The sequence below is a fragment of the Pseudomonas syringae pv. tomato str. DC3000 genome (genome assembly GCF_000007805.1).
GTDB lineage: Bacteria > Pseudomonadota > Gammaproteobacteria > Pseudomonadales > Pseudomonadaceae > Aquipseudomonas > Aquipseudomonas avellanae.
Genome location: NC_004578.1, coordinates 3,049,987 through 3,074,324, shown reverse-complemented (window position 1 = coordinate 3,074,324; position 24,338 = coordinate 3,049,987). Strand labels below are relative to the sequence as shown.

The following is a 24,338-nucleotide window of genomic DNA, read 5'->3' as shown; positions in this document are numbered from 1 at the left end:
ATCACTCCTCACGCCCCAGGGACGCTCCTGTGCATTCCATGCAATGGAAAAATAGACGGTATGGCAGCGGACGATCGCAAAATGCAGAAGACTCGTCGAATTCAGCTGCCTAGGTTCCGAGCGGTCATTGAAGGTAAAGTTCAAAGGTTTTGAGGTTGTGTGGTGGGCGCGTCAGAGCATAGCGGGGAACAAACCGGACGATCACGATAGTGGCGGACTGAAGCAAATCGATTGAATCATCAATCACAGCGGGCAGTCCTAAATAGTGCCCGGCAAGACCGGGGTCAATAAGGAGGCTGCAACCATGACACTACCCAATCCGATCGAAGTGCCCGATCCGAACATCGATGAACCTGCCCTGCCCGAGCAGGATCCGCCATCGACGCCGCCGCCCAATGAAACGCCGGTAGGTGATCCGCCCGCCAATGCGCCGCCTGTCACGGTGTGACGCACCCTACGCGGCAATTGAAGACGTCTTGAGCAGCTGGACGTCTTCAGCGCCCGCCCGCCAGGTCAATGAATGTGCCCGTGGCATACGATGCGTTGTCTGACAGCAGCCAGAGAATGGCTTCGGCCACCTCTTCGGGTGTGCCGCCACGGCCCATGGGCAGTGCGCCTTCCAGTTTGCTGACGCGGAACGGGTCGCCGCTCAGGGCATGAATGTCCGTGAAGATAAATCCCGGCCTGACTGCATTGACGCGAATGTTCTCGCCAGCGACTTCCTTGGAAAGCCCGATGGTGAAGGTGTCCAGCGCGCCTTTTGACGCGGCATAATCCACGTACTCGCCTGCCGAACCCAGCCGCGCCGCCAGTGACGACACGTTAACAATGCTGCCGCCGTGCCCGCCATGACGCGGCAACATGCGTAACAAGGCGTGTTTGCTGCACAGCATGGGGCCGACGACGTTGGTCATCATCATTTTCAGCATGCGAAATTCCGACATGTCCTCGACGCGTGAAGCCTGAGACAAGGTGCCGGCATTGTTGACCAGGTGGGTGACTCGCCCCAGATCGGAATCGACCCTGGCGAACAGGCGCATGATCTCGTCCTCGTTGCTGACGTCCGCCTGCAGAGTGATTGCCTGGGCGCCCAACGCCCTGACCTGCCCGGCGGTTTTTTCCGCGGCGGCATGATCAGACAGGTAATTGATGCAGATTTTATAGCCCTGGGAAGCAGCCAGACGCGCAGTGGCTGCGCCAATCCCGCGTGAACCGCCGGTGATGATGAGGACTTTATCCATGGGCTGTCTCGTATTTATCAAAAAAACGACATCAAGGTGCAGGTCATACCCGCAGCGTAACCAGACGTCTCTGATCGTGCCAGCCTTTGTGATCCAGCGCCATCGAAGCGTTTCAGATCGCCAGTTGACCAGTGACTGATGCGTCCAGCACAGCTTTGACTTCCGCCGCGCGGATATTCTCTAGAAACTGTTGCGCAGGCAGCGGATGCCCCAGCAGAAAGCCTTGCAGGGAGTGGCACCCCAGATGGGTCAGAAAGCGCTGTTGAACAGCAGTTTCCACCCCTTCGGCAACGATTCGCAGGTTCAATGCCTGGCCCACGGCAACGATAGCCGAGACGATGGCGGCATCGTCGGTATCGTGCTCCAGATCACGGACAAAACCGCGATCGATCTTGATTTCATTGGCAGGCAGACGCTTTAGGTACATCAGGCTGGAATAACCGGTGCCAAAGTCGTCAATCGACAGGTCAACGCCCATCTCCGAAAGCCTTCGCAACACCGCCAGGCTCGCATCCGCGTCATGCATGGCGGTGGTTTCGGTGATCTCCAGGGTCAGGCAGTTGGCCGGGAGTTGGTGCCGGGCCAATGTATCGGCGACCGCGGTGACCAGCCCGCTGTGGCAGAACTGCAACGCCGACAGGTTGACCGCAATGCGCCAGTGCGGATAGCCCTGGGTGTACCACTCGCGCATTTGCCGGCAGGCTTCGTTCAACACCCACTCGCCGATTTGAATGATCAGCCCGGTTTTCTCGGCCAGGGCAATGAACAGGTCAGGCCCCAGAAGGCCCTGCGTCGGGTGATTCCAGCGTAATAGCGCTTCCGCACCGACCGGCAGCCCGGTCAGGGCGTCGAATTTGGGCTGATAGTAGAGACAGAAGTGCTTGTGCTTGATGGCCGAACGCAGGTCCTGCGACAGTTGCAACTGATTGCGTGCGTTGCTGTTCATCGACACGTCAAAAAAGCTGTAGCCGTTCTTGCCGGCTGCCTTGGTGTGGTACATCGCTGCGTCGGCGTTGACCAGCAGTTCGTGTTGCGTGGTGCCGTTGCCGGGATAAATGCAGATGCCGATGCTCAAAGATATCTGCAACTGATGCTCGCCGATGGTAAAGGGATTGCCGATCTCGTTGACCTGCCGCGTTGCGACAGCCAGTGCATCCTGCTGGTCCTGAAGCTCGACCAGCAGAACGAACTCGTCGCCGCCGACTCGCGCCAGTGTGTCATGCAGGTGCAGGTTCTGACGAAGACGCAAGGCGACCTGACGCAATAACAGGTCCCCGGTGTGATGACCGAATGCATCGTTCACCGGTTTGAAGCCATCAAGGTCCATGAACATCAACGCGAAGCAGCCGCCGTTCTCGCGGACCTTGTTCATGGTCTGCTCGATGCGATCGGTCAGCAACGTGCGGTTCGGCAGACCGGTCAGGCTGTCATGCAGCGCCCGATGGGTAAGCTCATGATTGGCTTCCACCAGCGAATTGGCGAGCACCGCCGTACGCGTTTCGAGGTGGGAATCGAGAATGCAGCAGAACAGCGTGATACTCAGCACCGACAGGCTGGCCACCAGCACGATTCGGTCCAGACCGTTGCTGCTCAGCCCGCCCGCCAGCGCACCGCAGTAACTACCCTCGGCAAAGCTTGCCGCCGCCATACCGGTGTAGTGCATGCCGACGATGGCCATACCCAGCAACCCTGCCGCACACGCGCGTGCCAGATACACCTTGGGCCGTTGCTGGCGAAGATGAAACGCTATCCATATCGCCGCCGCAGCGGCTGCAATGGCAATCAGCAGGGAAAGAACGACCCGCCAGGGCGCGTATTCGATACCGGGTTGCATGCGCATGGCCGCCATGCCGGTGTAATGCATGGCGCTGATGCCGAGCCCCAGCAATGACGCGCCCAGGCCCAGTTGCAAGGCGGGCAGACGCGGCTGGGTGACCAGCCACAGGGCAAACCCTGAGGACAATACTGCAATCAATAGCGATAAAAGCGTAAGGGGCACGTCATAGGCGACGTCGATAGGCAGCACAAACGCCAGCATGCCAATGAAATGCGTCGACCAGCCACCAACGCCCAGCGCCAACGCACCGCCGGCGATCCATACATAAACCGCACGGCCCTTGGCCGAAATAATACGGCCGGTCAGATCCAGAGCAGCGTACGAAGCAATAATCGCGACGAGAACGGAGATCATGACAAGCGAGGGGGTATAACTGCCAATCAACATAAACGCACCTGGAGCCAATGAGCGCGTCCATGCCGATCTTCTGCAAGTGATTGTACGCAATAGCCACAAAATGTCGCGGCGCTTGATCGGAAAGCTGGCAACCAGCCATCAATACTGGGTTTATCAGGGGAAATTCAGCAAGGAGTCTGCTGGAATCCCTGAAATATTTACTCCCTGAGCGTCAGACCCGTCTCGGCATTCCAGCCTCCGCCCAGTGCGGCAATCAGTTGAACGCTGGCGATCAAACGGCTTTGCAGCACATTCAGAACCGTGCGCTCGTTGCTCAGCGCGGTAGCCTGCACGTTGACCACGTCCAGATAGCCGATCAACCCAGCCTTGTACTGATTGTTGGTCAGGCGCAGCGAGTCGCGCGCCGCCACCAGCGCTTCCTGACGAACAGCGGCCTCCTCTTCGTAAACCTTGAGCTGGATGAGGTAATTCTCGACTTCCTGGAAACCATTGAGCACGGTCTGCCGGTACTGCGCGACAGTCTGGTCGTACAGCGCCTCGGTACGATCGACCTCGGCCGAACGCCTGCCGCCGTCGAACAGGGTCAATGCCAGTTGCGGGCCTACCGACCAGAAACGGTTGGGCAGGCTGATCCAGTTGGCGAAGGTGCTGCTGTTGTAGCCGCCGCTCATGCTCAACGTGAAGTCCGGGTAGTACGCCGCCTTGGCGACCCCGATATTGGCATTGGCGCCCATGACCGAGCGCTCTGCGGCGGCGATGTCAGGCCGACGCTCCAGCAATTGCGAAGGCACGCCGGGCGGAATCTGCGGCAGTTGCGGGATCGTGGTGGTGGGCGGCAGATTGAAGTCAGCGGGTGCCACGCCCATCAGTACGGCAATGGCATTCTCGAATTGCGCACGTTGCCAGACCAGATCGATCAGGTCGGCCTGGGTGCTTTTCAGCTGTGTCTGCGCCTGGGCCACCGCATCAGTTCCGGCAATACCGGCGCGGTATTGATTGCGCGTCAGGGTCAGCGAGCGCTGGTAGGCGTCCACGGTGGATTCCAGCAGGCGCTTCTGCTCGTCGATCACCCGCAACTGCATGTAGTTCTGCACCAGTTCCGATTGCAGGCTCAAGCGCATCGCCGCCAGATCCGCCAGGCTTGCCTGAGCATTGGCCGTGTCGGCCTCCAGACCGCGACGCAGCTTGCCCCAGACATCGGCCTCCCAACTGACGCCCAGTTGCGCGTTGTAACTGTTGCGAATACCCGATGCGCTGGTGTTGGACGTACCGCTACTGGAGGTGCCAGCGCCCTGTCCTGACCGGGTCTTGCCGGTGGTCAGGTCCAGTGTCGGAAAGAATGCGCCTCGGGAGCTGCGCACCAGTGCCTGGGCCTGTCGGTACTGCGCGTCGTATTGAGCGACCGTCTGGTTGGAGGTATTGAGCCGTGCGACCAGCGTATTCAACTGGGCGTCGCCATACACCTCCCACCATGCGCCCTTGGCCATCGCGTCGCTCGGCGTGGCTGCGCGCCAGCCCGCAGCGGCCTTGAACTGTGCAGGCGCGGCCGATGAAGGCTTCTGGTAATCCGGCCCGACCGCACACGCGCTCAGCAGCGCGATACAGAGCCCCAGCCCGAGCGGACGAAGCAGCCCCAGCGGGCGGGATGTGAAGGCCAGGCGTCGGGTCATAACGAAGTTTCCAGAGCAGCATCGGTACGCACGCCGCGCCATTTGTTGAAACGATGGCGCAGGCGGTCGAGATAAAGGTAGACCACCGGGGTGGTGTAAAGGGTCAGGACCTGGCTGAAAATCAGGCCGCCGATGATGGTCAGGCCCAATGGCTTGCGCATCTCGGCACCTTCGGCAGTGCTTAGCAGCAGCGGCAAGGCGCCGAGGATCGCCGCCATGGTGGTCATCAGAATAGGCCGCAGGCGTTGCAGGCACGCGCTGCGGATCGACTCCTCGGGCGTCATGCCCTGCTCGCGCTCCAGGTGCAGAGCCAGGTCGATCATCATGATTGCGTTCTTCTTCACCAACCCGATCAGCAGGAACAGCCCCAACAGGGAAATCAGGCTGAATTCGCTGCCCAGCACATAGATCGTCAGCAATGCCCCGACACCTGCCGAGGGCAAGGTCGACAGAATCGTCAGCGGGTGAATGTAACTCTCATAGAGAATCCCCAGCACCAGATAAACCGCCAGCAGCGAGCCGAGAATCATCCACGGCTGGCCTTTTTGGGTCGATGCGAAAGCATTGGCCGTCCCGGCCATCTTGGAAATGATGTCGGATGGCAGGCCGATGGCGGCAATCGCACGTTCGATGGCGACCGTTGCCTTGTCGAGGCTGGCACCCTCGGCCAGATCGAACGAGATGTTTTCAGCCGCGAACTGGCCGTCATGCGACACCCGGTCGTTCGCCAGACTGCGCTCATAATGCGCGATGCTCGACAGCGGTACACGCTGGCCGTCGGCGGTAATCAACTGGACCTGCTCCAGCGTGACCGGGTCCTGAGCATATTTCGGGTTGACCTCCATCACCACCTTGTACTGGTTCAGGCTGTCGTAGATGGTCGAAACCTGACGCTGGCTATAGGCATTGTTGAGCACCGCCGTGACCATGTTCATGTCGATGCCCAGGCGCTTGGCCGTGTCGCGGTTGACCACCAGCGTCACTTGCTGCGCGCCGCGCCCTTCCCGCGCATCAATGGCGGTCAGTTCCGGGATCGACTTGAGCGCCGCGACAATCTTCGGATACCACAGGCGCAGGCTGGCCAAGTCAGCGCTCTGCACGATGTACTGATACTGCGAACTGGTCTGCTCGCGGCCTCCGCCCAGTTGCAGGTCCTGATCCGGGGCAAGAAACAGCCTGCCTCCCGGCACTTGCGGCATGTTCTTGCGCAGGCGCTCGACCACTTTTTCCGCGGACAGCTTGCGCTCGGCAATCGGCTTGAGGCGCACGATCATGAAGGCGTTGTTGGTGCCACCGCTGCCGCCGATAAAGCCTGCGACACTTTCCACGGCGGGGTCTGCCAGCACCGAACGGCGAAAGATCTCCATTTTCGGCTGCATCACCGAGAACGACAGGCCGTCGTCACCGCGCACAAAACCCATCAGTTGCCCTGTGTCCTGCTGCGGCAGAAAAGTCTTGGGCACCACCACGTACAGCGCGACATTGACGATGACAGTCACCAGCAGGCTCAGCACCGTCAGCCGCCGGTGCCGCAGGACCCAGCCCAGCGAACGATCATAGGCGGCAACCATCCGGTCGTTGACCCGCTCGCTCCAGCGCTGAAAGGCATTGTCCTTTTCGGCAACGTGGGGCTTGAGCCAGCGCGCGCACAACATCGGAGTGAGGGTCAGGGAGACGATCAGCGAGACAACAATAGACACCGACAAAGTGATGGAAAACTCGCGAAACAGACTTTCTACCAGGCCGCCCATGAACAGGATGGAAATGAACACCGCCACCAGCGAGACGTTCATCGACAGCAAGGTAAAGCCCACTTCTTTGGCCCCCAGAAAGGCCGCTTTCATGGGGTCGAGGCCGTTGTGGATGTGCCGGGAGATGTTTTCCAGCACCACGATGGCGTCGTCTACCACCAGCCCGGTGGCGAGGATCAGTGCCATCAGCGACAGATTGTTCAGGGAAAAACCGAACAGGTGCATGATCGCAAACGTGCCGACCAGCGATACCGGCACCGCCAGGGTGGGGATCAGCGAGGCACGAAAGCTGCCGAGAAACAGGAACACCACCATCACCACCAGAACCACGGCAATCAACAGGGTCATTTCGGCTTCGTGCAGGGTCGCCTTGATCACCGGCGAACGGTCCATCGCAATATTCAGACTCACGCTAGCCGGCAGCACTGCACGCAGCGCCGGCAACTGCGCCTTGATCTGCGCCACGGTTTCGATGATGTTGGCGCCGGCCTGACGGTTGACGACCAGCAGCACAGCGCGGTCATTGTTGTAAAAACCGCTGTTGTAGCGGTCTTCCACCGCATCGCTGACCTTGGCGACATCCTTGAGACGCAACGTTGCGCCGTCCTGATAGCGGATAATCAACGGCGCGTAATCCTTGGCGCTCTCCAACTGATCGTTGGCCTGAACCTGCCAGTTATGCTGGTCGTCCTCGACGAAGCCCTTGGGCCGTCGCACGTTGGCATTGGTGATCGCGGTACGTACGTCGTCAAGCGACACGCCGTACTGGGACAGCATCTGTGGCTCGAGCTCGATACGCACCGCGGGCAGCGAGCTGCCGCCGATCTGCACTTCGCCGACCCCGGAAACCTGTGACAGGCTTTGCGACAGAATGGTGGAGGCCAAATCGTAAAGCTGGCCCTTTTCCAGCACGGTCGAAGTCATCGACAGGACCATGATCGGTGCCTGGGACGGGTTGACCTTCTTGTAGGTCGGCATGCTGCGCATGCCGCTGGGCAGCAGATTGCGTGACGCATTGATGGCCGCCTGCACTTCCCGTGCCGCGCCATTGATGTCGCGGTTCAGATCGAACTGCAGAATGATCCGCGTGCTGCCCTGGCTCGAATTGCTGGTCATGGTGTTGACCCCGGCAATGCTGCCCAACGAACGTTCCAGCGGCGTCGCCACAGTAGACGCCATCACCTCCGGGCTGGCCCCGGCCAGGCTTGCCGACACCACGATGACCGGGAAATCCATGTTCGGCAGAGGCGCGACAGGCAACAGGCGAAAGCTGACCGCGCCCAGCAGCATGATCGCCAGGCTCAGCAGGACGGTGGCGACCGGACGACGGATAAAGGGCGCAGAGAGGTTCATGCGTCAACCCGTTCGATGCGATCCGGGGCAGCCGGCTTGCGGCTCCAGCGCCTGCCCAGACGATCGAAGTACAGGTAGATGACCGGCGTGGTAAACAGCGTCAGCACTTGGCTCAGCAACAGACCGCCGACCATTACCAGGCCCAACGGCTGACGCAATTCGGCACCGGAGCCGCTCGCCAGCATCAGCGGAAAAGCACCGAACAACGCGGCCAGTGTGGTCATCAGGATTGGCCGGAAGCGCAGCAGCGCCGCTTCATAGATGGCCGTTTCCGGCGCGACGCCGCGGTTTCGTTCGGCGTCCAGGGCGAAGTCGATCATCATGATGGCGTTTTTCTTGACGATGCCGATCAGCAGAATGATGCCGATGATCGCGATCATGCCCAGATCGTTGCCGCTGATCAGCAACGCCAGCAAGGCACCGACAGCCGCCGACGGCAGTGTCGAGAGGATGGTGATCGGGTGAATGTAACTCTCATAGAGCACGCCCAGCACGATGTACATGGTCACCACTGCCGCCAGAATCAGCAGCAGCGTGCTGGACAACGACGCCTGAAACGCTTCGGCAGCGCCCTGAAATTGCGTCTGCACGCCAATCGGCATGCCAATCTCCTGCTGGACCTGCTCGATCACCTGCACGGCCTTGCCCAAAGCAACACCGGGCGCCAGGTTGAACGACATCATGACCGCCGGAAACTGCCCCAGGTGAGTAATGGCCAACTGTGCCTGACGCTGCTCGATGCGCGCCAGACTCGACAGTTTCACCTGCGCGCCATCGGTGGTCTTGACGTGGATCTGCTCCAGCGCCGCCGGGCCCAGGTCGCTGCCGGACGCAGCCTGCAACACCACCCGGTACTGGCTGGCCTGGGTGTAGATGGTGGAAATCTGCCGCTGCCCGAAGGCGTCATACAGAGCATCGGTGATATTGGCCACCGTGACGCCGACCCGACTGGCCGCATCGCGATCGATGTTCAGGTACACCTGCAGCCCCTTGTCCTGCAGGTCGCTGGCCACATCGGTCAGTTCAGCCCGCTTGCCGAGCGCGTCTACCAGTTTTTCGCTCCAAAGCGTCAACAGCTCGGCGTCGGGCGATGACATGCTGAACTGGTACTGGGTACGGCTGACCCGGTCTTCGATGGTCAGGTCCTGCACCGGCTGCATGAACAGGCGGATGTCCGAAAGCTTGTCGACCTCCGGTTGCAGGCGCTGGATGACTTCGGTCGCGGTCAGGTCGCGTTCCCGGTGCGGTTTGAGATTGATCAGCAGGCGACCACTGTTGAGCGTTGCGTTGTCGCCATCGACACCAATATAGGACGACAGGCTGACCACCGCCGGGTCCTTGAGAATAATGTCGGCGAGTGCCTGTTGACGCTGGCTCATGGCGGCGAACGAAACCGACTGCGGTGCTTCGGAAATACCTTGAATCACTCCCGTGTCCTGCACCGGAAAGAAGCCCTTGGGCACCGCGATATACAGCAGCACAGTCAACGCCAGCGTCGCCAGCGCGACCAGCAGGGTCAAAGGCTGATGCTTGAGTACCCAGCGCAACCGGCCCGCATAAATATCGATCAGCCAGTCGATCCACGCACCACTGGCCCGGTAGAAACGGCTCTGGTCTTCCTCTTTCGGCTCTCGTTTGAGCAGGCGCGCGCACATCATCGGGGTCAGGGTCAGCGATACCACCAGCGAGATCAGGATGGCGACCGCCAGGGTGATCGCGAACTCGCGGAACAGACGCCCCACCACGTCGGCCATGAACAGCAGCGGGATCAGCACCGCAATCAGCGACAGGGTCAGGGAGATCAGCGTGAAACCGATCTGTTTTGCGCCCTTGAGCGCGGCCTGCATGGGGGTTTCGCCCTCTTCGATATGCCGGGAGATGTTTTCCAGCATCACGATGGCGTCGTCGACAACGAAACCGGTGGCGATGGTCAATGCCATCAAGGTCAGGTTGTTGATCGAGAAACCGGCCAGGTACATGACACCGAACGTGCCCACCAGTGACAGCGGTACCGCAATCGAGGGAATGATTGTGGCGCTGAACCTCCGCAGAAACAGGAACGTGACCAGTACCACCAGCACGATGGCGATCAGCAGTTCGTGCTGAACATCGGTGACAGACGCCCGAATGGTCTGCGTGCGGTCAGTCAGCACCACCCACATCGAGCCCGGCCGGGAGGTTGTCGGTGATACCCGGCAACAAGGCCTTGATGCGGTCGACCACGTCAATCACATTGGCACCCGGCTGACGCTGAATGTTCAGCAACACCGCCTGATTGCGATTGGCCCAGGCTGCCAGACGCTCGTTTTCGGCACCGTCAACGATTTCGGCCACGTCTTTCAGGCGCAACGGCGCGCCATCCTTGTAGGCCAGAATCAGGTTGGCGTATTCCTCTGGAGAGCGCAGCTGATCGTTGGCATCCAGCATCGAAACACGGGTCGGGCCGTCAAAATTGCCCTTGGGCTGATTGACGTTGGAGGCGCTGATAAGGGTGCGCACATCCGCCAGGTTGAGGCTGTTGGCAGCCAGCGCCTCTGGATTGACCTTGATCCTCACCGCCTGACGCTGTCCGCCCGCAATACTGACCATGCCGACGCCGCTGATTTGCGAGATCTTCTGCGCCATGCGCGTATCGACCAGATCATTGAGCCTGGGCAGCAACATGGTTTTCGAGGTAATGGCGAGCGTCAGCACCGGCGTGTCGGCCGGGTTGACCTTGTTGTACACCGGCGGCGCAGGGAGGTCGGTCGGCAGCAGGTTGGTGGCGGCGTTGATCGCCGCCTGCACTTGCTGCTCGGCGACGTCCATATTGATTTCGAGGCTGAAACGCAGGGTAATGACCGACGCGCCGCCGGAGCTGGTGGAGGCCATCTGGGTCAGCCCGGGCATCTGCCCGAACTGGCGCTCAAGCGGCGCAGTCACCGAGCTGGTCATCACTTGCGGGCTGGCGCCAGGGTACAGCGTCATCACGCGGATGGTCGGGTAATCGACCTGAGGCAGGGCCGACACCGGCAGCAGGGTGTATGCGATCAGCCCCGCCAGCACGATCGCCAGCATGCTCAGCGTGGTGGCGACCGGACGCAGGATGAACAGGCGCGACATGTTCATACGTTTGGTTTTTCCACCTTGCCAAGTACGGCCGACTTTTCTGACTTGCTGTCAGGTTTGCCCTGCAACTTCTGCCCCGGACCTGCCGGTACGTCCTTGCTGTCGTTGACGACCTCGACTTCGGCACCATCACGAAGACGATCAGTGCCCTCAAGCACGACCCGCTCACCGGCAGCCAGGCCTTCGGTGATCACCGTAGACGTCTCGTCGCTCGGGCCGGTTTTCAGCAGTTTGAGTTTGACCTTCTTGTCGCCGTCCAGCACATAGACAAAGGTGCCGTCAGTGCCGAACTGCACAGCGGCAGTCGGGACCAGAATCGCCTGTTTCAGGGTATCGGCGCGCAGACGCACATTGACGAACTGGTTGGGGAACAGAATTTCGTCGTTGTTCTCGAAACGGGCCTTGAATTTCAGTGTGCCGGTGGCCACGTCGATCTGGTTGTCGAGGCTGGCAAGAACGCCGGTCGCCTGCATTTTCGTGTCGCCACGGTCCCAGGCTTCGACGGGTAGCTTGTCACCGGTGCGATAGCGGGAAATAACCGCCGACAGGTCTTTTTCCGGCAGCGTGAAAGCAACCGAGATTGGTTGGGTCTGAGTAATCACCACCAGCGCAGTGGTGTCATTGGCGGCAACCAGGTTACCGACGTCCAGTTGTTTGAGGCCCACGCGACCGGCAATAGGCGCTCGGATCCGCGTGAAGTCCAGGCTCAGTTTCGCGTCAGCCACGGCGGCCTGATTAGTCTTGATGGTGCCCTGATACTGGCTCACCAGCGACTCGGCGGTGTCCAGCGTCTGTTTGGCGATACTGTCTTCAGCAAACAGACCGCGATAACGCTGCACATCGAGCTGGGCATTCTTGAGCAGCGCCTGATTGGTTGCCAGCGTGCCCTCGGCCTGCTGCAAGGCGACCTGATAGCTGCGCGGATCGATTTCCGCCAACAGATCACCGGCCTTGACCTTCTGGCCTTCCTGGAAGTAAAGCTTGACCAGCTCACCCGCCACCCGGCTGCGCACATTGATGGTATTGGTCGCCGTGACCGTGCCGAGCGCCTTGTAAAAAATAGGAAATTCGCCTTCTGTGGCCGGGGCAACACGCACCGGAACGGCGATAGCCGACGCACCAAAGCCCGGCCGGCCCATGCCACTGGCGCCCGCCCGCTTGCTCTCGGCCCCTTTGTCGAGCGTGGACGCAGGCCATAACCACCAACACAGGGCGACAATGACCAACAGGATCAACACACTGATCAACCAGCGACGGGATTTACGGGAGCCAGACGATTGCATGAATAAATCAACCATTACAGGTGGGGCTTCATTAAGAAGGCTGAACAATAAGCACAGATGTGTGACAAGCAAAGCGCCTTTACCAAGCGCTTACTTTCGATAACCGTATGAAGCAAAAATAAAAAACGGCCTGAACAGATTCAGACCGTCGAAGTAGTGCAGAACGTTACTTCAGTACAGCCAGTGCAGCGTCGTAATTTGGCTCTTCGGCAATTTCCGATACCAGTTCGCTGTGCAGCACAGTGTCGTTTTCGTCCAGCACAACCACTGCGCGAGCGGTCAGGCCCTTCAACGGACCGTCGGCAATGGCAACGCCGTAATGCTCGCTGAAATCAGCACTGCGGAACGAAGACAGGTTCTTGACGTTTTCCAGACCTTCGGAGCCGCAGAAGCGTGCCTGGGCGAACGGCAGGTCGGCGGAGATGCACAACACAACGGCGTTGTTCAGCTCGTTGGCCTGGGCGTTGAACTTACGTACCGATGTTGCGCAGGTCGGAGTATCGACGCTCGGGAAGATGTTCAGCACCTTGCGCTTGCCAGCGAAGTCAGCCAGGGTCTTGTCAGCAAGACCTTCGCCCACCAGCGTGAAGGCTGCTGCCTTGCTGCCGACTTCAGGCAGGGTGCCATTGACTTGAACGGGGCCGCCTTTAAGGGTCACTTGAGCCATGAAACACGTTCCTTCTTGAAATGAATATAAAGAGCCGGAAGTTAACCACGAAAGCGTGCCGCGGCCTATATCGGATAATTCCGAATTTGTTCAGGAAACCAGTCTGTCCCGGATATCCGGGTGGTCACACAATTCCACCAGCCAATCGACGAACACCCTGACCCGTCGTGACAACTGCCTGTGCGGCGGATAAAGCGCCGTCAGCGCCAACGGCGGTGGGCGGTGCCTGCGTAGCACCTCGACCAGCGTGCCGCTGCGCAATTGCCCGGCAATGTGGTAGCGCGGCACTTGTATCAGGCCGAAGCCGGCCTCGCAGGCAGCCACATAGCCATCGGCGCTGTTGACCGAGATCGAACAGGCCAGGCCGTGATCAGGCGCCCCGCCTTCACCCACAAACTCCAGACCATAGCGTTTGCTGGTACTGGCCGAAAAATATTCGATGACCTGATGGTGCGCAAGATCCTCCAGTTGCAGCGGCGTACCGTGCTGTTGCAGGTACTCGCGACTGGCGCAGGTGATCTGGGTCAGGCTGCCCAACGGTCTGGCGACCAGCGCCTCGTCCAGTGCAGCACCCGCGCGCAGCACGCAGTCCACGCCCTCGCGGATCAGATCGACCGGCCTGTCACTCATGCCGATTTCCAGCCGCACCTGCGGGTAGCGCCGGGTAAACTCAGGCAACGCCGGAATGACCACCATGCGCCCCAGACTGACAGGCAGGTCGACGCGCAGCAAACCCTTGGGCTCGGCACCGGTCGATGAAAATGCAGCCTCGGCGTCATCCAGATCAGCCAGCAGGCTCACGCAACGCAAGTAATACGCCTTGCCGTCGGGTGTGGTGCTGACCTGACGCGTGGTGCGCTGCAAAAGCTGGACGCCCAGATGAGCTTCGAGCTGCTTGATCAGAATGGTCACTGAGGCACGCGGAATGTGCAGGCTTTCGGCAGCCTTGGCAAAGCCGCCCAGCTCGACGATACGGGTGAACACGCGCATGGCGTTGAATCGATCCATGATTACCGGCAGCCTGAATAGAGAGAGCGTGTGAGAAGTCACCCTGTTTTAACAGGTTAAGCCGGTTGAAAACAGGCCGGTGCCATCACAGCAGCTGGCCCGTGTTCAGAAGTCTCTTTTATAGAAAATATCCAGCGAACTGGCAACCCCGCTGGCCGCCTCAAGGTATACGCGTTTGCTCAGCAGGTAACGCAGCGCGATGGTATTGGCCGGCTCGAACACACCCACCCCATAGCGCAGGCTGAGTTTTTCGGTGATTTTGCCGCTGGCCACCACATTGGTCTTGTCGCCGGTTCCCGAGGTGTCCAGCTCGAAGTCCTTGATGCCGAGGTTATCGGCCAACTTGCCGGTGGTCGATGAACTTCCTGCCACACCCAGCGCCAGCGCAGCCTGGGCGACCATGTTGTTGTCTTCACCGGAAGTGCTCAACGGCCTGCCCATGACCAGATAGGACAGTGCCTGCTCCTGGCTCATGGCCGGCTCGGAAAACACTTCGGTGGTGGGCTGCTCGGCACTGCCGGTCAGTCGGATACCGGCAATCACGTCGTCGGTCTGGCGGATGGCCTCGATGTCCAGATAAGGCTGGTCCACGGGGCCGGCGAACAGCAGGCGCGCCTTGCGAATCGTCAGCCGTTGCCCGTAGGCACGGTAACGGCCGTCATTGAGGTTCAGTTCGCCACGGGTATCCAGATTGTCGCCAATGTGCACGCGGCCAACCAGATTGGCGGTCAGCCCGAAGCCGCTGAAGCTGAGTTTTTCCTGGCCAACTTCCACGTTGATGTCCATGGCCACGGCCAGCGGTGGCGCCCCCTCCCCGGTCTGCTGCCCGACAATCACCGTGTCGCCCGACAGTTTGACCGTCGATGGCGGCAGCTCACGCACGGTGATCGCGCCCTTGGGCACCAGCACCTTGCCGGAGATGGCCAGCCGCTCGCCCTGCATGGAAATCTTCAGGTCAGGCGCTGCCTCTACCGCCGCGTAGGGTTCGACATTGATCGGCAGGCGTGAACCCTTGAGGCTCACATCGACCAGCAGGCTCTGACCCCAGGCAACCTGACCGCCGATGCTGCCCTGTCCGGTACTGCCGCTTTTCCAGCCGCCGTTGATCTGCACGCTTTCGCCAGCAATCAATGCCTGGACCTTGAGGTCGTGCAGCTCCATCGGCAATTCGGCACCCGCAACTTCACCGCCCTCCAGGGTCACGCTGCCATTGACCAGCGGTGCCAGCAAACTGCCCGACAGCCGACCATTGCCGTTCAAGCGCCCGCTTAGCTTTTGCACCATTGGCGCAAACGGCCGTGCCACGGAGATGTCCAGACCGGACAGATTGAAGTCGCCCGCCAGCGTCTTGTTCTTGGCCAGCGGGTCGATCTGCGCGTTCAACAGCAGACGGCCCAGTTTGCCGCCTTCAAAATCCAGGCGCGAGTCGATGCGCTTGGGGGTCAGGGTACTGGCGAGCTTCAAGGTCTGGTAGGGAAAATCCAGCCACTGGTCGTTGTTGCGAACCCGTAATGTGCCGCCTCCTGCGTCGATGCTGATCTGGCCGCTGGGGCCTGCCGCCGGTATGTCGAGCTGAACGTTGGCATTCAATGTGCCCTTCCAGGCGAAATCCTTCGGCATCCATTGCGCCAGACTGTCGAGCGGGAAGTTCTTCAATTGATAGCGCAGGCGCGGGTCAGGCATCAGACGCTGATCGCCACCGCACAGGCTGGCCGCCCCGGACAGCCAGCAGTGCGCGCCGAAATTCAGCCTGCCGTCGGCCAGCCGCTCGATTTTTGCCGGCTGTTGCAAGCGCCAGTTCTGCCCGCCGCTCTGCACCGTACCGCTGGCCAGTCGGCCACGCCAGTTGCCTTTGTCCAGCCCGCCGTCCAGAGCGATGGCCAGCTTGAGCAGCGGGCCTTGCAGGTCCAGCTTCACCTGCTGCGCCTTGAGCGTGCCCTGACCATCGACCAGCAAGGTGCCCAGCGCAGTGTCGCCAGCCTGAATGCCGACGCCTTTCACATTGAGGGCCGCACGTTGCGCCTGATCCAGCCGGGCAGTGAGCGCAAGGCTTTGCAGGCGATTGTCCTGTAACGCGAGCTGGCTGCCCTGCAAGGCCAGTTGGCCCTGCGGCGTTTGTAGTGTTCCGGCCAGATCCAGCCGGCCTTTGACCTGCCCCTGCAAACGGGGCCACAACTGGCCAAGCCGCGGCAGATCGAGGTCAAGCTGACCGTTCAAGCGCTGCTGCAGGCTGCCGGTGCCTTGGATACGGTTATCACCCAGGCGAATATTCAGGCTGCTGACAGTCCACTGCTGATCGCGACCGTCGGCCTTGGCTTGCAACACGGCTGGCTGACCCCGCAAACGCCCTTTCAAATCCAGGTCTGCGTTGAGTTCAAGCTGCTCGTTTCTGAACTGGCCCTTGCTGCGCAACGGACCTGCCAGCGTGCCGGGCAGCTCGGCAACCCAGAACGAGGGGTCCAGCGCGCTCAGGTCCAGCGCCGTGTCCCAGCCAATACCGTCAGCGAATTGCAGATTCAGGTGACCGCTGGCCTTGCCCTGCCCCGCAACCACTTCCAGCTGCGGCAGATGGATCTCTTGCAGGTTGCCACTGAACGGGCTGACCACTGTGAACGCGCCGGCAGGCCCTTTGAGGCTGGCGTTGAAGTTGCCTAGATAATTGCCGTCAGTGTAGGAAACCTCGCCCTTGAAGGCGTGCAACGCTACTTGAGGTTCGGACGCCACGGGGTACAGACGCTGCCAGGGGAAGTCCAGCCAGTCGATGTTCGCATCGGCGGAAAAACCGTTCTGCCAGTTCAATGTGCCATTGATGGTTAAACGCTGTTGGTCGTCGGCGGCGAGGTCCAGCGCAGCAATGCTTGCCCCGTTGGCATCTACGCGCCCCTGCAACGCAAGGGCCACAGGGTCTTTTTCTGCGGGCAGGCTGGCCGAGCCGTTTATCAGGTAGCCCGAGTCGAGATTGCCCTCGGCGGTCAGCAGCAACTGGTCCAGTTGCAGGGTGTCGGGCAAGGCGGCGCTGGGTTTGAAGTGCTCGGCCGTCAGCTTCAATCGGGCTGGCAGGTGCTCCGCCAGCGGTTGCAGCTCGCCGCTCAATACACCAGTCAGGTAACCGCTGCTGTCAGCCTTCAGTTGCAGGGTCTTGAGCACGTCGCCCTGAATATCCAGAGCCAGCGTCCACGGCTGGCCGTCCTGCGGCGGAAGCTGCAATTGCCCTTTTGCGGTCAGTGGCCAGTCACCCTCGGGCTTCAGCAGGCCATTGAGGTCCAGAATCAGCGCATCGCGTTGCAGGTGCGCGCTGTCGATCTGCAAACCTTGGGCAGTCCAGTGCGCCGCCAGCTTGAGGTCGCGCAATTGCTCGGCACCATCAAGTTGCAGGCTGCCCAGCTGTACATCGTCCAGTTGCAGCGCGAGCGGCAGCCTGAGCGCGGGCAAATTGACAGGGCCTTCGTCGCTCGGCGCACCGCTTGGAGGGAAGCGTAACAGCACTTGCCCGGCGTGCAAGCGGTCGATGCACAGGGTCATTTTCAGCAGGCAGGCTGGCGTCCAGGCAAAGTCGACAGCTTGCACCTCGACACGGTCTTCGCCCTGCTGCCACACCAACCGCTCAGCGCCCCACTGCCCGCCCAGTCGGCCCTGGAAATTTTCCAGTTGCAGGCCGGGCACACTCGCCAGCGCCCAGCGGCTGCCGGCCTGAGTGCCGAGCAGCAGTGAAGCACTGACGATCACCAGCAGCAGTAATGCGATCAGGCTCACCCCGGCAATTTTCGCGGTGCGCTTGATGTTCATCCTGTTCACAGTTCCGGCCCCATCGAGAAGTGCAGGCGAATGCCGCCATCATCGTCCAGCGCATGGGCCAGATCGAGACGCAGCGGGCCTACCGGTGATACCCAGCGCACGCCGAAACCGACCCCTGTCTTAAGGTCCGGTTTGTCCAGAGTGTTGAACGAGTTGCCTTGATCGACAAACGTCGCCAGTCGCCACTTTTCGGCAATCGAATACTGGTACTCGACGCTCCCGGCAAACATGTAACGCCCGCCAATGCGGTCGCCATCGGAATTGGTCGGTGAAAGCTTCTGGTAGTCATAACCGCGCACGCTCTGATCGCCACCGGCAAAAAATCGCAATGACGGTGGAATCGAAGTGTAACCGTCTGTGAGGTTGCCGCCGAACTGCACACGGCCAAGAAAGCGGTGGTTCTGGGCGACGGTCGTCAAGCCTTTGAGCAACACATTGGCATGCACCAGGTTGGCGTCCGACAACATGCCCTCTTTGGCTACTTGCGTGTCAAATTGCAGACGGTAGCCCTGATGCGGGTCGATACGATTGTCACTGCGCAGGTATGAGTAGCTGATGCCCGGCATCAATAACGTGCTCAGGCCCTCGTCGTTACCCAGGCGGTACTCTTCACGCTGCCATTTCAGGGAAATGACCCGTTCCCAGCCGCTGGGCAGCTTGCTGTGCCATTCGGGGCCTGCGGTGAGCAGTTTGCTGAGGCTGTCGGTGCCGGCAATCTCTTCATATTGATAACCGCCTGCGTAACGCAGCTTATCGGTCAGCGGCGGATCGAGCGGCACGTCGTACCACAACCCGACGTTCTGCCGTGGCGCGGAAATCTCCGATTCGAAGCCGTAGCTGTGGCCTTGCGGATTGGCCCAGTGCCGGGTCCAGTTGGCCTTGCCGCGCGGCCCGACGTCGGTGGAATACCCAAGGCCGAGCCCCATGGTGCGGGGCTTGCGGGTTTCCAGCTGGACCGTCACCGGAATGACCTGATTCTCGGCGGCAGTCGGTGCAGCGTCCACCCGCACGCCTTCAAAATAGCCGCTGGCCTGCATGGCCTGAGTCAGTTCGGCGATCATCTGTGAGTCGTAAGGGGTATTTTCCTTGAACGGCACCATGCGCTTGAGCAGGTCTTCATCGAACGGTGTATTACCGCTGAACATGACTTTGCCCAGTGAATAGCGCAGACCGCTGTCATACACCAGCTCGATGTCGGCAACCCCGGCTCGCGGGTCGATAGCCAGACGCTGGCGGGTGAAACGACCGCTGAAAAAGCCATAGCGAGACGCCTGATTCTGGATCAGGCGCTTGGCGTCCTCGTAGTTGCCATGGTTGAGCACCGCACCGGTCTTCAGCGCATCACTTTTCGGCACCTTGAACGCCTGGAGCGCCGCCGCCGGGCCATCGACGCGGATGACCACATTGCGCAGGTGAATGGGCTCACCCGGCTGAATATTGATGATCAGGCGCGGGTCTTCACCGTCCTTGATCTCGCTGTCGATCTGCGCCTGATAGTAGCCAAGCGCCTGAGCGGCTTTCTCGGCCTGCTGCTCGGCACCCAGACTGAAATTGCGCAGCGCCTTGGCATCACGATCGCCGAGATCGCCCACATACCCTTCGACGTTGCTCTTGAGGTCCGGGTTGGCGGGCTTGATCCTGACGTCAAGGCGGGCCTGGGCAAGCGCTGCGGCACTGACGGTCATCAGAAACAGGCTGCTGAATAGTCTGAAAAGCTTCATGGGCGTAGATGCTAACACGATCGACGGGGCGCACTGGAAGCCCACGAATGGTCGGAGATTCAAACCGTTACGTCAGGTACCGGCAGTGAAACCTGAGGGTTTGGGTGAAAAAATACGTGCTCTCGGACGGGTCCTACTGCTATCTCCCCGATTTCCTCATAGCCCTGTCGTTTATAGAACTCGAGATAGCGAGGATTCCCGGTGTCAACGACGATACCCTGCGAGTTTTCGTCCACGGCGCACCAGTCGTGCAGCGCTGCAAGCAATTGCTCGCTCAGGTCCTGACCCATCTTCTGGCCCTGAAACTCCGGATCCAGCCCGATGAGCGGCAGCACGTGGACGGTTTCGGAAGGCAGGCATGCCAGCACTGCGTTGTAATAAGCCAGATACCGCTGAGTGCAGCCCAGGCCGGTGTCCATCACCATTCGCAGGCGCCAGGCCCAGCTCTCGGTGACGCCAAGACGACGCAGTGGCGGCGCGATCAGCGCGACACCCACCAGACGATCTTCCAGAAACAGGCCCAAGGCAGGCTGGTTCTGCAGAAAGTGTTGTTTGACCAGTTGGCGAATGGTCGCCAGTACACGTTGCTCGTATCCTTCTCGTTCGGCATTGAACAGATACGCGAACGTCGGGTCGTGCCGATAGGCCCTGAACAGCAAGGCACGGGTCTCACGGGAGTAACCACTGTCGAGTTGGCGGATTTCACCCGCGATTGCAGCAGGTAGGGACATAAAGGGCCTCGTGTTAACGGAATGCGTCTGGCGCAGCGGTTTTTGCAAGCAGGCTTTCGAGTAATGGCCATTGATAACAGTTCCAATAAATTGTCCGACCATCCGTTTGGCACGCACCTGACGCAAGGCTGGTCCTCAACCGGCAGGTCGGCTAGCATCGCCGTTTGTTTTTGCTCAGGACTGCTGTTTTATGAAAATCGTCTCGTTCAACATCAATGGTCTGCGCGCTCGACCGCATCAGTTGGCGGCGCTGATCGACAAACACCAGCCTGACGTGATCGGCCTGCAGGAAACCAAGGTCTCGGACGAGCAATTCCCTCTGGCGGACGTCGAAGCGCTCGGCTATCACGTGCACTTTCACGGTCAGAAAGGCCATTACGGCGTCGCTCTGCTGTCGCGCAATCCGCCACTGGCCCTGCACAAGGGTTTTGAGGGTGACGACGAGGAATCCCAGAAGCGCTTCATTCGGGGCACCTACGCTGACAGCAATGGCCAGCCGGTGACCATCATGAACGGCTATTTTCCGCAGGGCGAAAGCCGCGACCACCCGACCAAGTTTCCGGCCAAACAGCGTTTCTACGAGAACCTCCAGGCGCTGCTGGAAGGCCACTTCAGTAATGAGCAGCCGCTGATTGTCATGGGCGACGTGAACATCTCCCCCCAGGATTGCGATATCGGTATTGGTGCCGACAATGCCAAGCGGTGGCTGAAAACCGGCAAATGCAGCTTCCTGCCCGAAGAGCGCGAGTGGATGGAACGTCTGAAGAACTGGGGGCTGGTGGACAGCTTCCGTTATCTGTATCCAGAGGTCAGCGACCGCTTTAGCTGGTTCGACTATCGCAGCCGCGGCTTTGAGGATGAACCCAAGCGCGGCCTGCGCATCGACCTGATCATGACCTCCACCGGTCTGCAGCCGCGAATCAGGGCCGCCGGCGTGGACTACGATTTGCGCGGCATGGAAAAACCCTCGGACCATGCGCCGATCTGGCTTGAACTGAGCTGACAAGGCCTGCCGTTGCGCTACCCGTCTGCAATGCTTTGCAAAGACGCGCGCAACGGTCGAGCAACCGTCATATTCCGGCAATCTTTCTGACTTATTCTTCCGTCACCCTCCCGTGATTCATGGTGACGCTGATGCTGCGCGCTCTGCTAACGGCGCTGATCCTGTCGAGCGCCACCCTGCCTTTTGCTGTTCTGGCGGCCCTGCCAACGCCTGCCGGCGATGGGCCTGCCTTGCGCATTCAGGGCTCCAATACCATCAATGCTCAACTGGGGCCGGCGCTGCTTGAAGGGCTGATGCGCCAGCAAGGCTTGCAAGCGGTGCAGACCGTTGCTGGCAACGTGACCAATGAACAGCGCGTCGTCGGCACCAGCGCGACAGGCCAGTTGGTCAGCGTCGAGGTCGCCGCCCACGGCTCGGGCACCGGTTTCGCGGCCCTTAAAGCCGGTAACGCGGACATTGCCGCCTCCTCCCGACCGATCAAGGACCAGGAAGCCAGGGAACTAAGCAGTTTCGGCGACCTGAAAAGCGCTGTTGGCGAGCAAGTCATTGCTATCGATGGCGTTGCCGTGATCCTGCATCCGGGCAACCCGCTGCGGCAATTGGACACGCTGCAACTGGCGCGCATTTTCAGCGGCGAAATCAAGGACTGGAGCGAACTGGGCGGCAATCCGGGGGCGATTCATATTTATGCGCGCGATGAAAAGTCCGGCACCTACGAAACCTTCAAGGAACTGGTGCTTGCCAAATACGGCAAGAACCTCTCAGCCACAGCGCTGCGCTTCGAGTCCGGAGAGCAACTTTCCGATGAGGTCAGCAAAGACCTCAATGGCATCGGTTTCAGCGGCCTACCATCAATCAGGCGCGCCAAGGCGGTGGCGATAGCGGACGGCGACTCGCGGCCCATGCTGCCGACCATCAGCCTGATTGCCACCGAGGATTATCCGCTGTCACGCCGTCTGTACCTGTATGTGCCGCCGTCGATTCACCAGCGCTGGGCGCAAGCGCTGGTGCGCTTTACGCAAAGTGCCAAGGGTCAGGCCATTGTGGCGCAGAGCGGGTTTGTCTCGCAGACCGTGCAGGCGCTCAAGGTGCCGCCGACGGCACAGATGCCTGCGGATTATCAGGCGTTGGCGCGCAAGGCCGAGCGCCTCTCGGTCAATTTTCGTTTCGCACAGGGCAGCGCCAGACTGGACAACAAGGCGCAACAGGACCTCAAGCGCGTCGCCGAGTACCTTAAAGCCAGCGGCAAGCTGAACCAGCAGGTGACGCTGGTAGGCTTCGGTGACGCCAAGAGCGATCCGGCACGCGCGGCCCTGCTGTCCCGGCTGCGCGCCATGGCCGTGCGCCGCGAGCTGATAAAAAGCGGCGTGACCTTTCGCGACATCCTTGGCCTGGGCGACGAAATGCCCGTCGCAACCAACGACATCGACGACGGCCGGATCAAGAACCGCCGCGTCGAGGTCTGGGTGCAGTAGTCGAGGTCTGGAGGCAGTAACCGCCGCGCTCAGGACCGGCTGCGAAGCATGTCTGAGGGCAGGTACTTGCCCAGTTCAAACTTGCCGATGGCGGCGCGATGCACCTCATCCGGGCCGTCCGCCAGGCGCAGGGTGCGCTGCATGGCATACATGTAAGCCAGCGGGAAGTCATTGGAAACCCCGGCCCCGCCATGCATCTGGATCGCCCGGTCGATGACCTTCAGGGCGACGTTGGGCGCTATCACCTTGATCTGTGCGATTTCGCTTTTAGCGACTTTGTTACCGACGGTGTCCATCATGTAGGCCGCTTTCAACGTCAACAATCGGGCCATGTCGATTTCCATGCGCGAGTCCGCGATTTTGTCGATATTGCCGCCCAGACTCGCCAGCGGTTTACCGAACGCAATGCGGTCGATGGAACGCTTGCACATCAGCTCCAGCGCCCGCTCGGCCATGCCGACCGAGCGCATGCAGTGATGGATGCGCCCCGGGCCCAGGCGGCCCTGCGCAATTTCAAAACCTCTGCCTTCGCCCAGCAGCACGTTCTCGAACGGTACACGAACGTTGTCGAACAACACTTCGGCGTGGCCGTGCGGCGCGTCGTCGTAGCCGAACACCGGCAGTGGCCGGACGATTTTCACACCCGGCGTGTCGGCCGGCACCAGAATCATCGAGTGCTGCTGATGGCGCGGCCCGTCGGGGTTGGTCAGGCCCATGAAAATCAGGATCTTGCAGCGCGGATCGCACGCACCGGAGGTCCACCACTTGCGGCCGTTGATCACCCATTCGTCGCCCTCACGTTCGGCGCGAGCCGCCATGTTGGTGGCGTCCGATGACGCCACGTCAGGTTCGGTCATGGCAAATGCAGAGCGAATGTCGCCGCGTAGCAGCGGTTCCAGCCAGCGAGTTTTCTGCTCCTCGTTGGCGTAACGGACCAATACCTCCATGTTGCCGGTGTCGGGCGCCGAGCAATTGAACGGTTCCGGCCCGAGCAGCGAACGGCCCATGATCTCCGCCAGCGGCGCGTATTCCAGGTTGGTCAGCCCGGCACCGCGTTCGGACTCGGGCAAAAACAGGTTCCACAGCCCCTCGGCCCTGGCCCGAGTCTTGAGTTCTTCCATGACGGCCGTGGGCTGCCAGCGATCACCTTCGGCCACTTGCTGCTCGAAAACCGCTTCGGCCGGATAAACGTATGCGTCCATGAACGCAGTGACGCGCTCACGCAGTGCCTGCACCTTCGGGGAATACGCGAAATCCATGGGCGCTACCTTCTCGATCAGGTTGTCGTAGTCATGAAAGGGATGCTAATGAACCTCAAGCCATTTATCTAATCTATTT

General features: G+C 60.5%; 14 protein-coding genes and 1 pseudogene. 3 read left to right on the top strand and 12 right to left on the bottom strand.

Going from position 1 to position 24,338, the window contains the following annotated elements; all coding sequences use genetic code 11:
• Nucleotides 1-304 precede the first annotated feature (304 nt).
• A complete protein-coding gene (locus PSPTO_RS29895) occupies nucleotides 305-448 on the top strand; it encodes a hypothetical protein (RefSeq protein ID WP_122448205.1) in 144 nt (47 codons plus the stop codon).
• Nucleotides 449-494: 46 nt separating this feature from the next.
• On the opposite strand, the gene PSPTO_RS14260 is transcribed toward PSPTO_RS29895, so the two are convergent.
• From PSPTO_RS14260 to PSPTO_RS14210, 11 genes and pseudogenes are all read right to left on the bottom strand, one after another.
• Nucleotides 495-1,241 (bottom strand): SDR family oxidoreductase, encoded by a 747-nt coding sequence (locus tag PSPTO_RS14260; protein ID WP_005762514.1) that lies wholly within the window; start codon nucleotides 1,239-1,241, stop codon nucleotides 495-497.
• A gap of 112 nt (nucleotides 1,242-1,353) precedes the next feature.
• Nucleotides 1,354-3,465: a putative bifunctional diguanylate cyclase/phosphodiesterase gene (locus PSPTO_RS14255; RefSeq protein ID WP_011104176.1), complete on the bottom strand. Its 2,112-nt coding sequence runs from the start codon at nucleotides 3,463-3,465 to the stop codon at nucleotides 1,354-1,356.
• A 167-nt stretch (nucleotides 3,466-3,632) separates the two neighbouring features.
• Nucleotides 3,633-5,105, bottom strand: a complete 1,473-nt coding sequence (locus tag PSPTO_RS14250; protein ID WP_011104175.1) for an efflux transporter outer membrane subunit — start codon at nucleotides 5,103-5,105, stop codon at nucleotides 3,633-3,635.
• The gene (locus PSPTO_RS14245) at nucleotides 5,102-8,209 is read right to left on the bottom strand and encodes an efflux RND transporter permease subunit (RefSeq protein WP_011104174.1); all 3,108 of its coding nucleotides are present in this window, start codon (nucleotides 8,207-8,209) and stop codon (nucleotides 5,102-5,104) included. Before PSPTO_RS14245 ends, PSPTO_RS14250 begins: the two co-directional genes overlap by 4 nt.
• A pseudogene (locus PSPTO_RS14240) lies at nucleotides 8,206-11,317 on the bottom strand (MdtB/MuxB family multidrug efflux RND transporter permease subunit). The gene PSPTO_RS14245 and the pseudogene PSPTO_RS14240 overlap by 4 nt, the downstream one beginning before the upstream one ends.
• Nucleotides 11,314-12,615 carry an MdtA/MuxA family multidrug efflux RND transporter periplasmic adaptor subunit gene (locus PSPTO_RS14235; RefSeq protein ID WP_005762525.1) on the bottom strand — a complete coding sequence of 434 codons (1,302 nt, stop codon included), beginning with the start codon at nucleotides 12,613-12,615 and terminating at the stop codon, nucleotides 11,314-11,316. The pseudogene PSPTO_RS14240 and the gene PSPTO_RS14235 overlap by 4 nt, the downstream one beginning before the upstream one ends.
• A gap of 151 nt (nucleotides 12,616-12,766) precedes the next feature.
• The gene (tpx, locus tag PSPTO_RS14230; protein WP_004396268.1) at nucleotides 12,767-13,267 is read right to left on the bottom strand and encodes a thiol peroxidase; all 501 of its coding nucleotides are present in this window, start codon (nucleotides 13,265-13,267) and stop codon (nucleotides 12,767-12,769) included.
• A 90-nt stretch (nucleotides 13,268-13,357) separates the two neighbouring features.
• Nucleotides 13,358-14,275, bottom strand: coding sequence for a LysR family transcriptional regulator (locus tag PSPTO_RS14225; protein WP_011104172.1), 918 nt, complete (start codon nucleotides 14,273-14,275; stop codon nucleotides 13,358-13,360).
• A 105-nt stretch (nucleotides 14,276-14,380) separates the two neighbouring features.
• Entirely contained in the window at nucleotides 14,381-18,061 is a 3,681-nt protein-coding gene (locus PSPTO_RS14220) for a translocation/assembly module TamB domain-containing protein (protein ID WP_046463502.1), read from the bottom strand.
• Nucleotides 18,062-18,066: 5 nt separating this feature from the next.
• Nucleotides 18,067-19,791: an autotransporter assembly complex protein TamA gene (locus PSPTO_RS14215; RefSeq protein ID WP_011104170.1), complete on the bottom strand. Its 1,725-nt coding sequence runs from the start codon at nucleotides 19,789-19,791 to the stop codon at nucleotides 18,067-18,069.
• A gap of 59 nt (nucleotides 19,792-19,850) precedes the next feature.
• On the bottom strand, nucleotides 19,851-20,522 hold the full coding sequence (locus PSPTO_RS14210) for a GNAT family N-acetyltransferase (protein WP_005762534.1): 672 nt from the start codon (nucleotides 20,520-20,522) through the stop codon (nucleotides 19,851-19,853).
• Between the two features lie 190 nt (nucleotides 20,523-20,712).
• On the opposite strand from PSPTO_RS14210, the gene xthA reads away from it, so the two are divergent.
• Together xthA and PSPTO_RS14200 are read left to right on the top strand one after the other, a co-directional pair.
• Nucleotides 20,713-21,525, top strand: coding sequence for an exodeoxyribonuclease III (gene xthA / locus PSPTO_RS14205; protein WP_011104169.1), 813 nt, complete (start codon nucleotides 20,713-20,715; stop codon nucleotides 21,523-21,525).
• A 131-nt stretch (nucleotides 21,526-21,656) separates the two neighbouring features.
• Nucleotides 21,657-23,000 (top strand): substrate-binding domain-containing protein, encoded by a 1,344-nt coding sequence (locus PSPTO_RS14200; RefSeq protein WP_046463508.1) that lies wholly within the window; start codon nucleotides 21,657-21,659, stop codon nucleotides 22,998-23,000.
• Nucleotides 23,001-23,029: 29 nt separating this feature from the next.
• Here the strand turns inward: PSPTO_RS14200 and PSPTO_RS14195 are convergent, their stop codons facing one another.
• Nucleotides 23,030-24,259: an acyl-CoA dehydrogenase gene (locus PSPTO_RS14195; RefSeq protein ID WP_011104167.1), complete on the bottom strand. Its 1,230-nt coding sequence runs from the start codon at nucleotides 24,257-24,259 to the stop codon at nucleotides 23,030-23,032.
• Between the last annotated feature and the right edge of the window lie 79 nt (nucleotides 24,260-24,338).

Bases quoted from the DNA above. Each gene is read 5' to 3' on its own strand.
- PSPTO_RS29895 (WP_122448205.1), top strand. From the start codon at position 305: ATGACACTACCCAATCCGATCGAAGTGCCCGATCCGAACATCGATGAA.
- PSPTO_RS14260 (WP_005762514.1), bottom strand. From the start codon at position 1,241: ATGGATAAAGTCCTCATCATCACCGGCGGTTCACGCGGGATTGGCGCA.
- PSPTO_RS14255 (WP_011104176.1), bottom strand. From the start codon at position 3,465: ATGTTGATTGGCAGTTATACCCCCTCGCTTGTCATGATCTCCGTTCTC.
- PSPTO_RS14250 (WP_011104175.1), bottom strand. From the start codon at position 5,105: ATGACCCGACGCCTGGCCTTCACATCCCGCCCGCTGGGGCTGCTTCGT.
- PSPTO_RS14245 (WP_011104174.1), bottom strand. From the start codon at position 8,209: ATGAACCTCTCTGCGCCCTTTATCCGTCGTCCGGTCGCCACCGTCCTG.
- PSPTO_RS14235 (WP_005762525.1), bottom strand. From the start codon at position 12,615: ATGGTTGATTTATTCATGCAATCGTCTGGCTCCCGTAAATCCCGTCGC.
- tpx (WP_004396268.1), bottom strand. From the start codon at position 13,267: ATGGCTCAAGTGACCCTTAAAGGCGGCCCCGTTCAAGTCAATGGCACC.
- PSPTO_RS14225 (WP_011104172.1), bottom strand. From the start codon at position 14,275: ATGGATCGATTCAACGCCATGCGCGTGTTCACCCGTATCGTCGAGCTG.
- PSPTO_RS14220 (WP_046463502.1), bottom strand. From the start codon at position 18,061: ATGAACATCAAGCGCACCGCGAAAATTGCCGGGGTGAGCCTGATCGCA.
- PSPTO_RS14215 (WP_011104170.1), bottom strand. From the start codon at position 19,791: ATGAAGCTTTTCAGACTATTCAGCAGCCTGTTTCTGATGACCGTCAGT.
- PSPTO_RS14210 (WP_005762534.1), bottom strand. From the start codon at position 20,522: ATGTCCCTACCTGCTGCAATCGCGGGTGAAATCCGCCAACTCGACAGT.
- xthA (WP_011104169.1), top strand. From the start codon at position 20,713: ATGAAAATCGTCTCGTTCAACATCAATGGTCTGCGCGCTCGACCGCAT.
- PSPTO_RS14200 (WP_046463508.1), top strand. From the start codon at position 21,657: ATGCTGCGCGCTCTGCTAACGGCGCTGATCCTGTCGAGCGCCACCCTG.
- PSPTO_RS14195 (WP_011104167.1), bottom strand. From the start codon at position 24,259: ATGGATTTCGCGTATTCCCCGAAGGTGCAGGCACTGCGTGAGCGCGTC.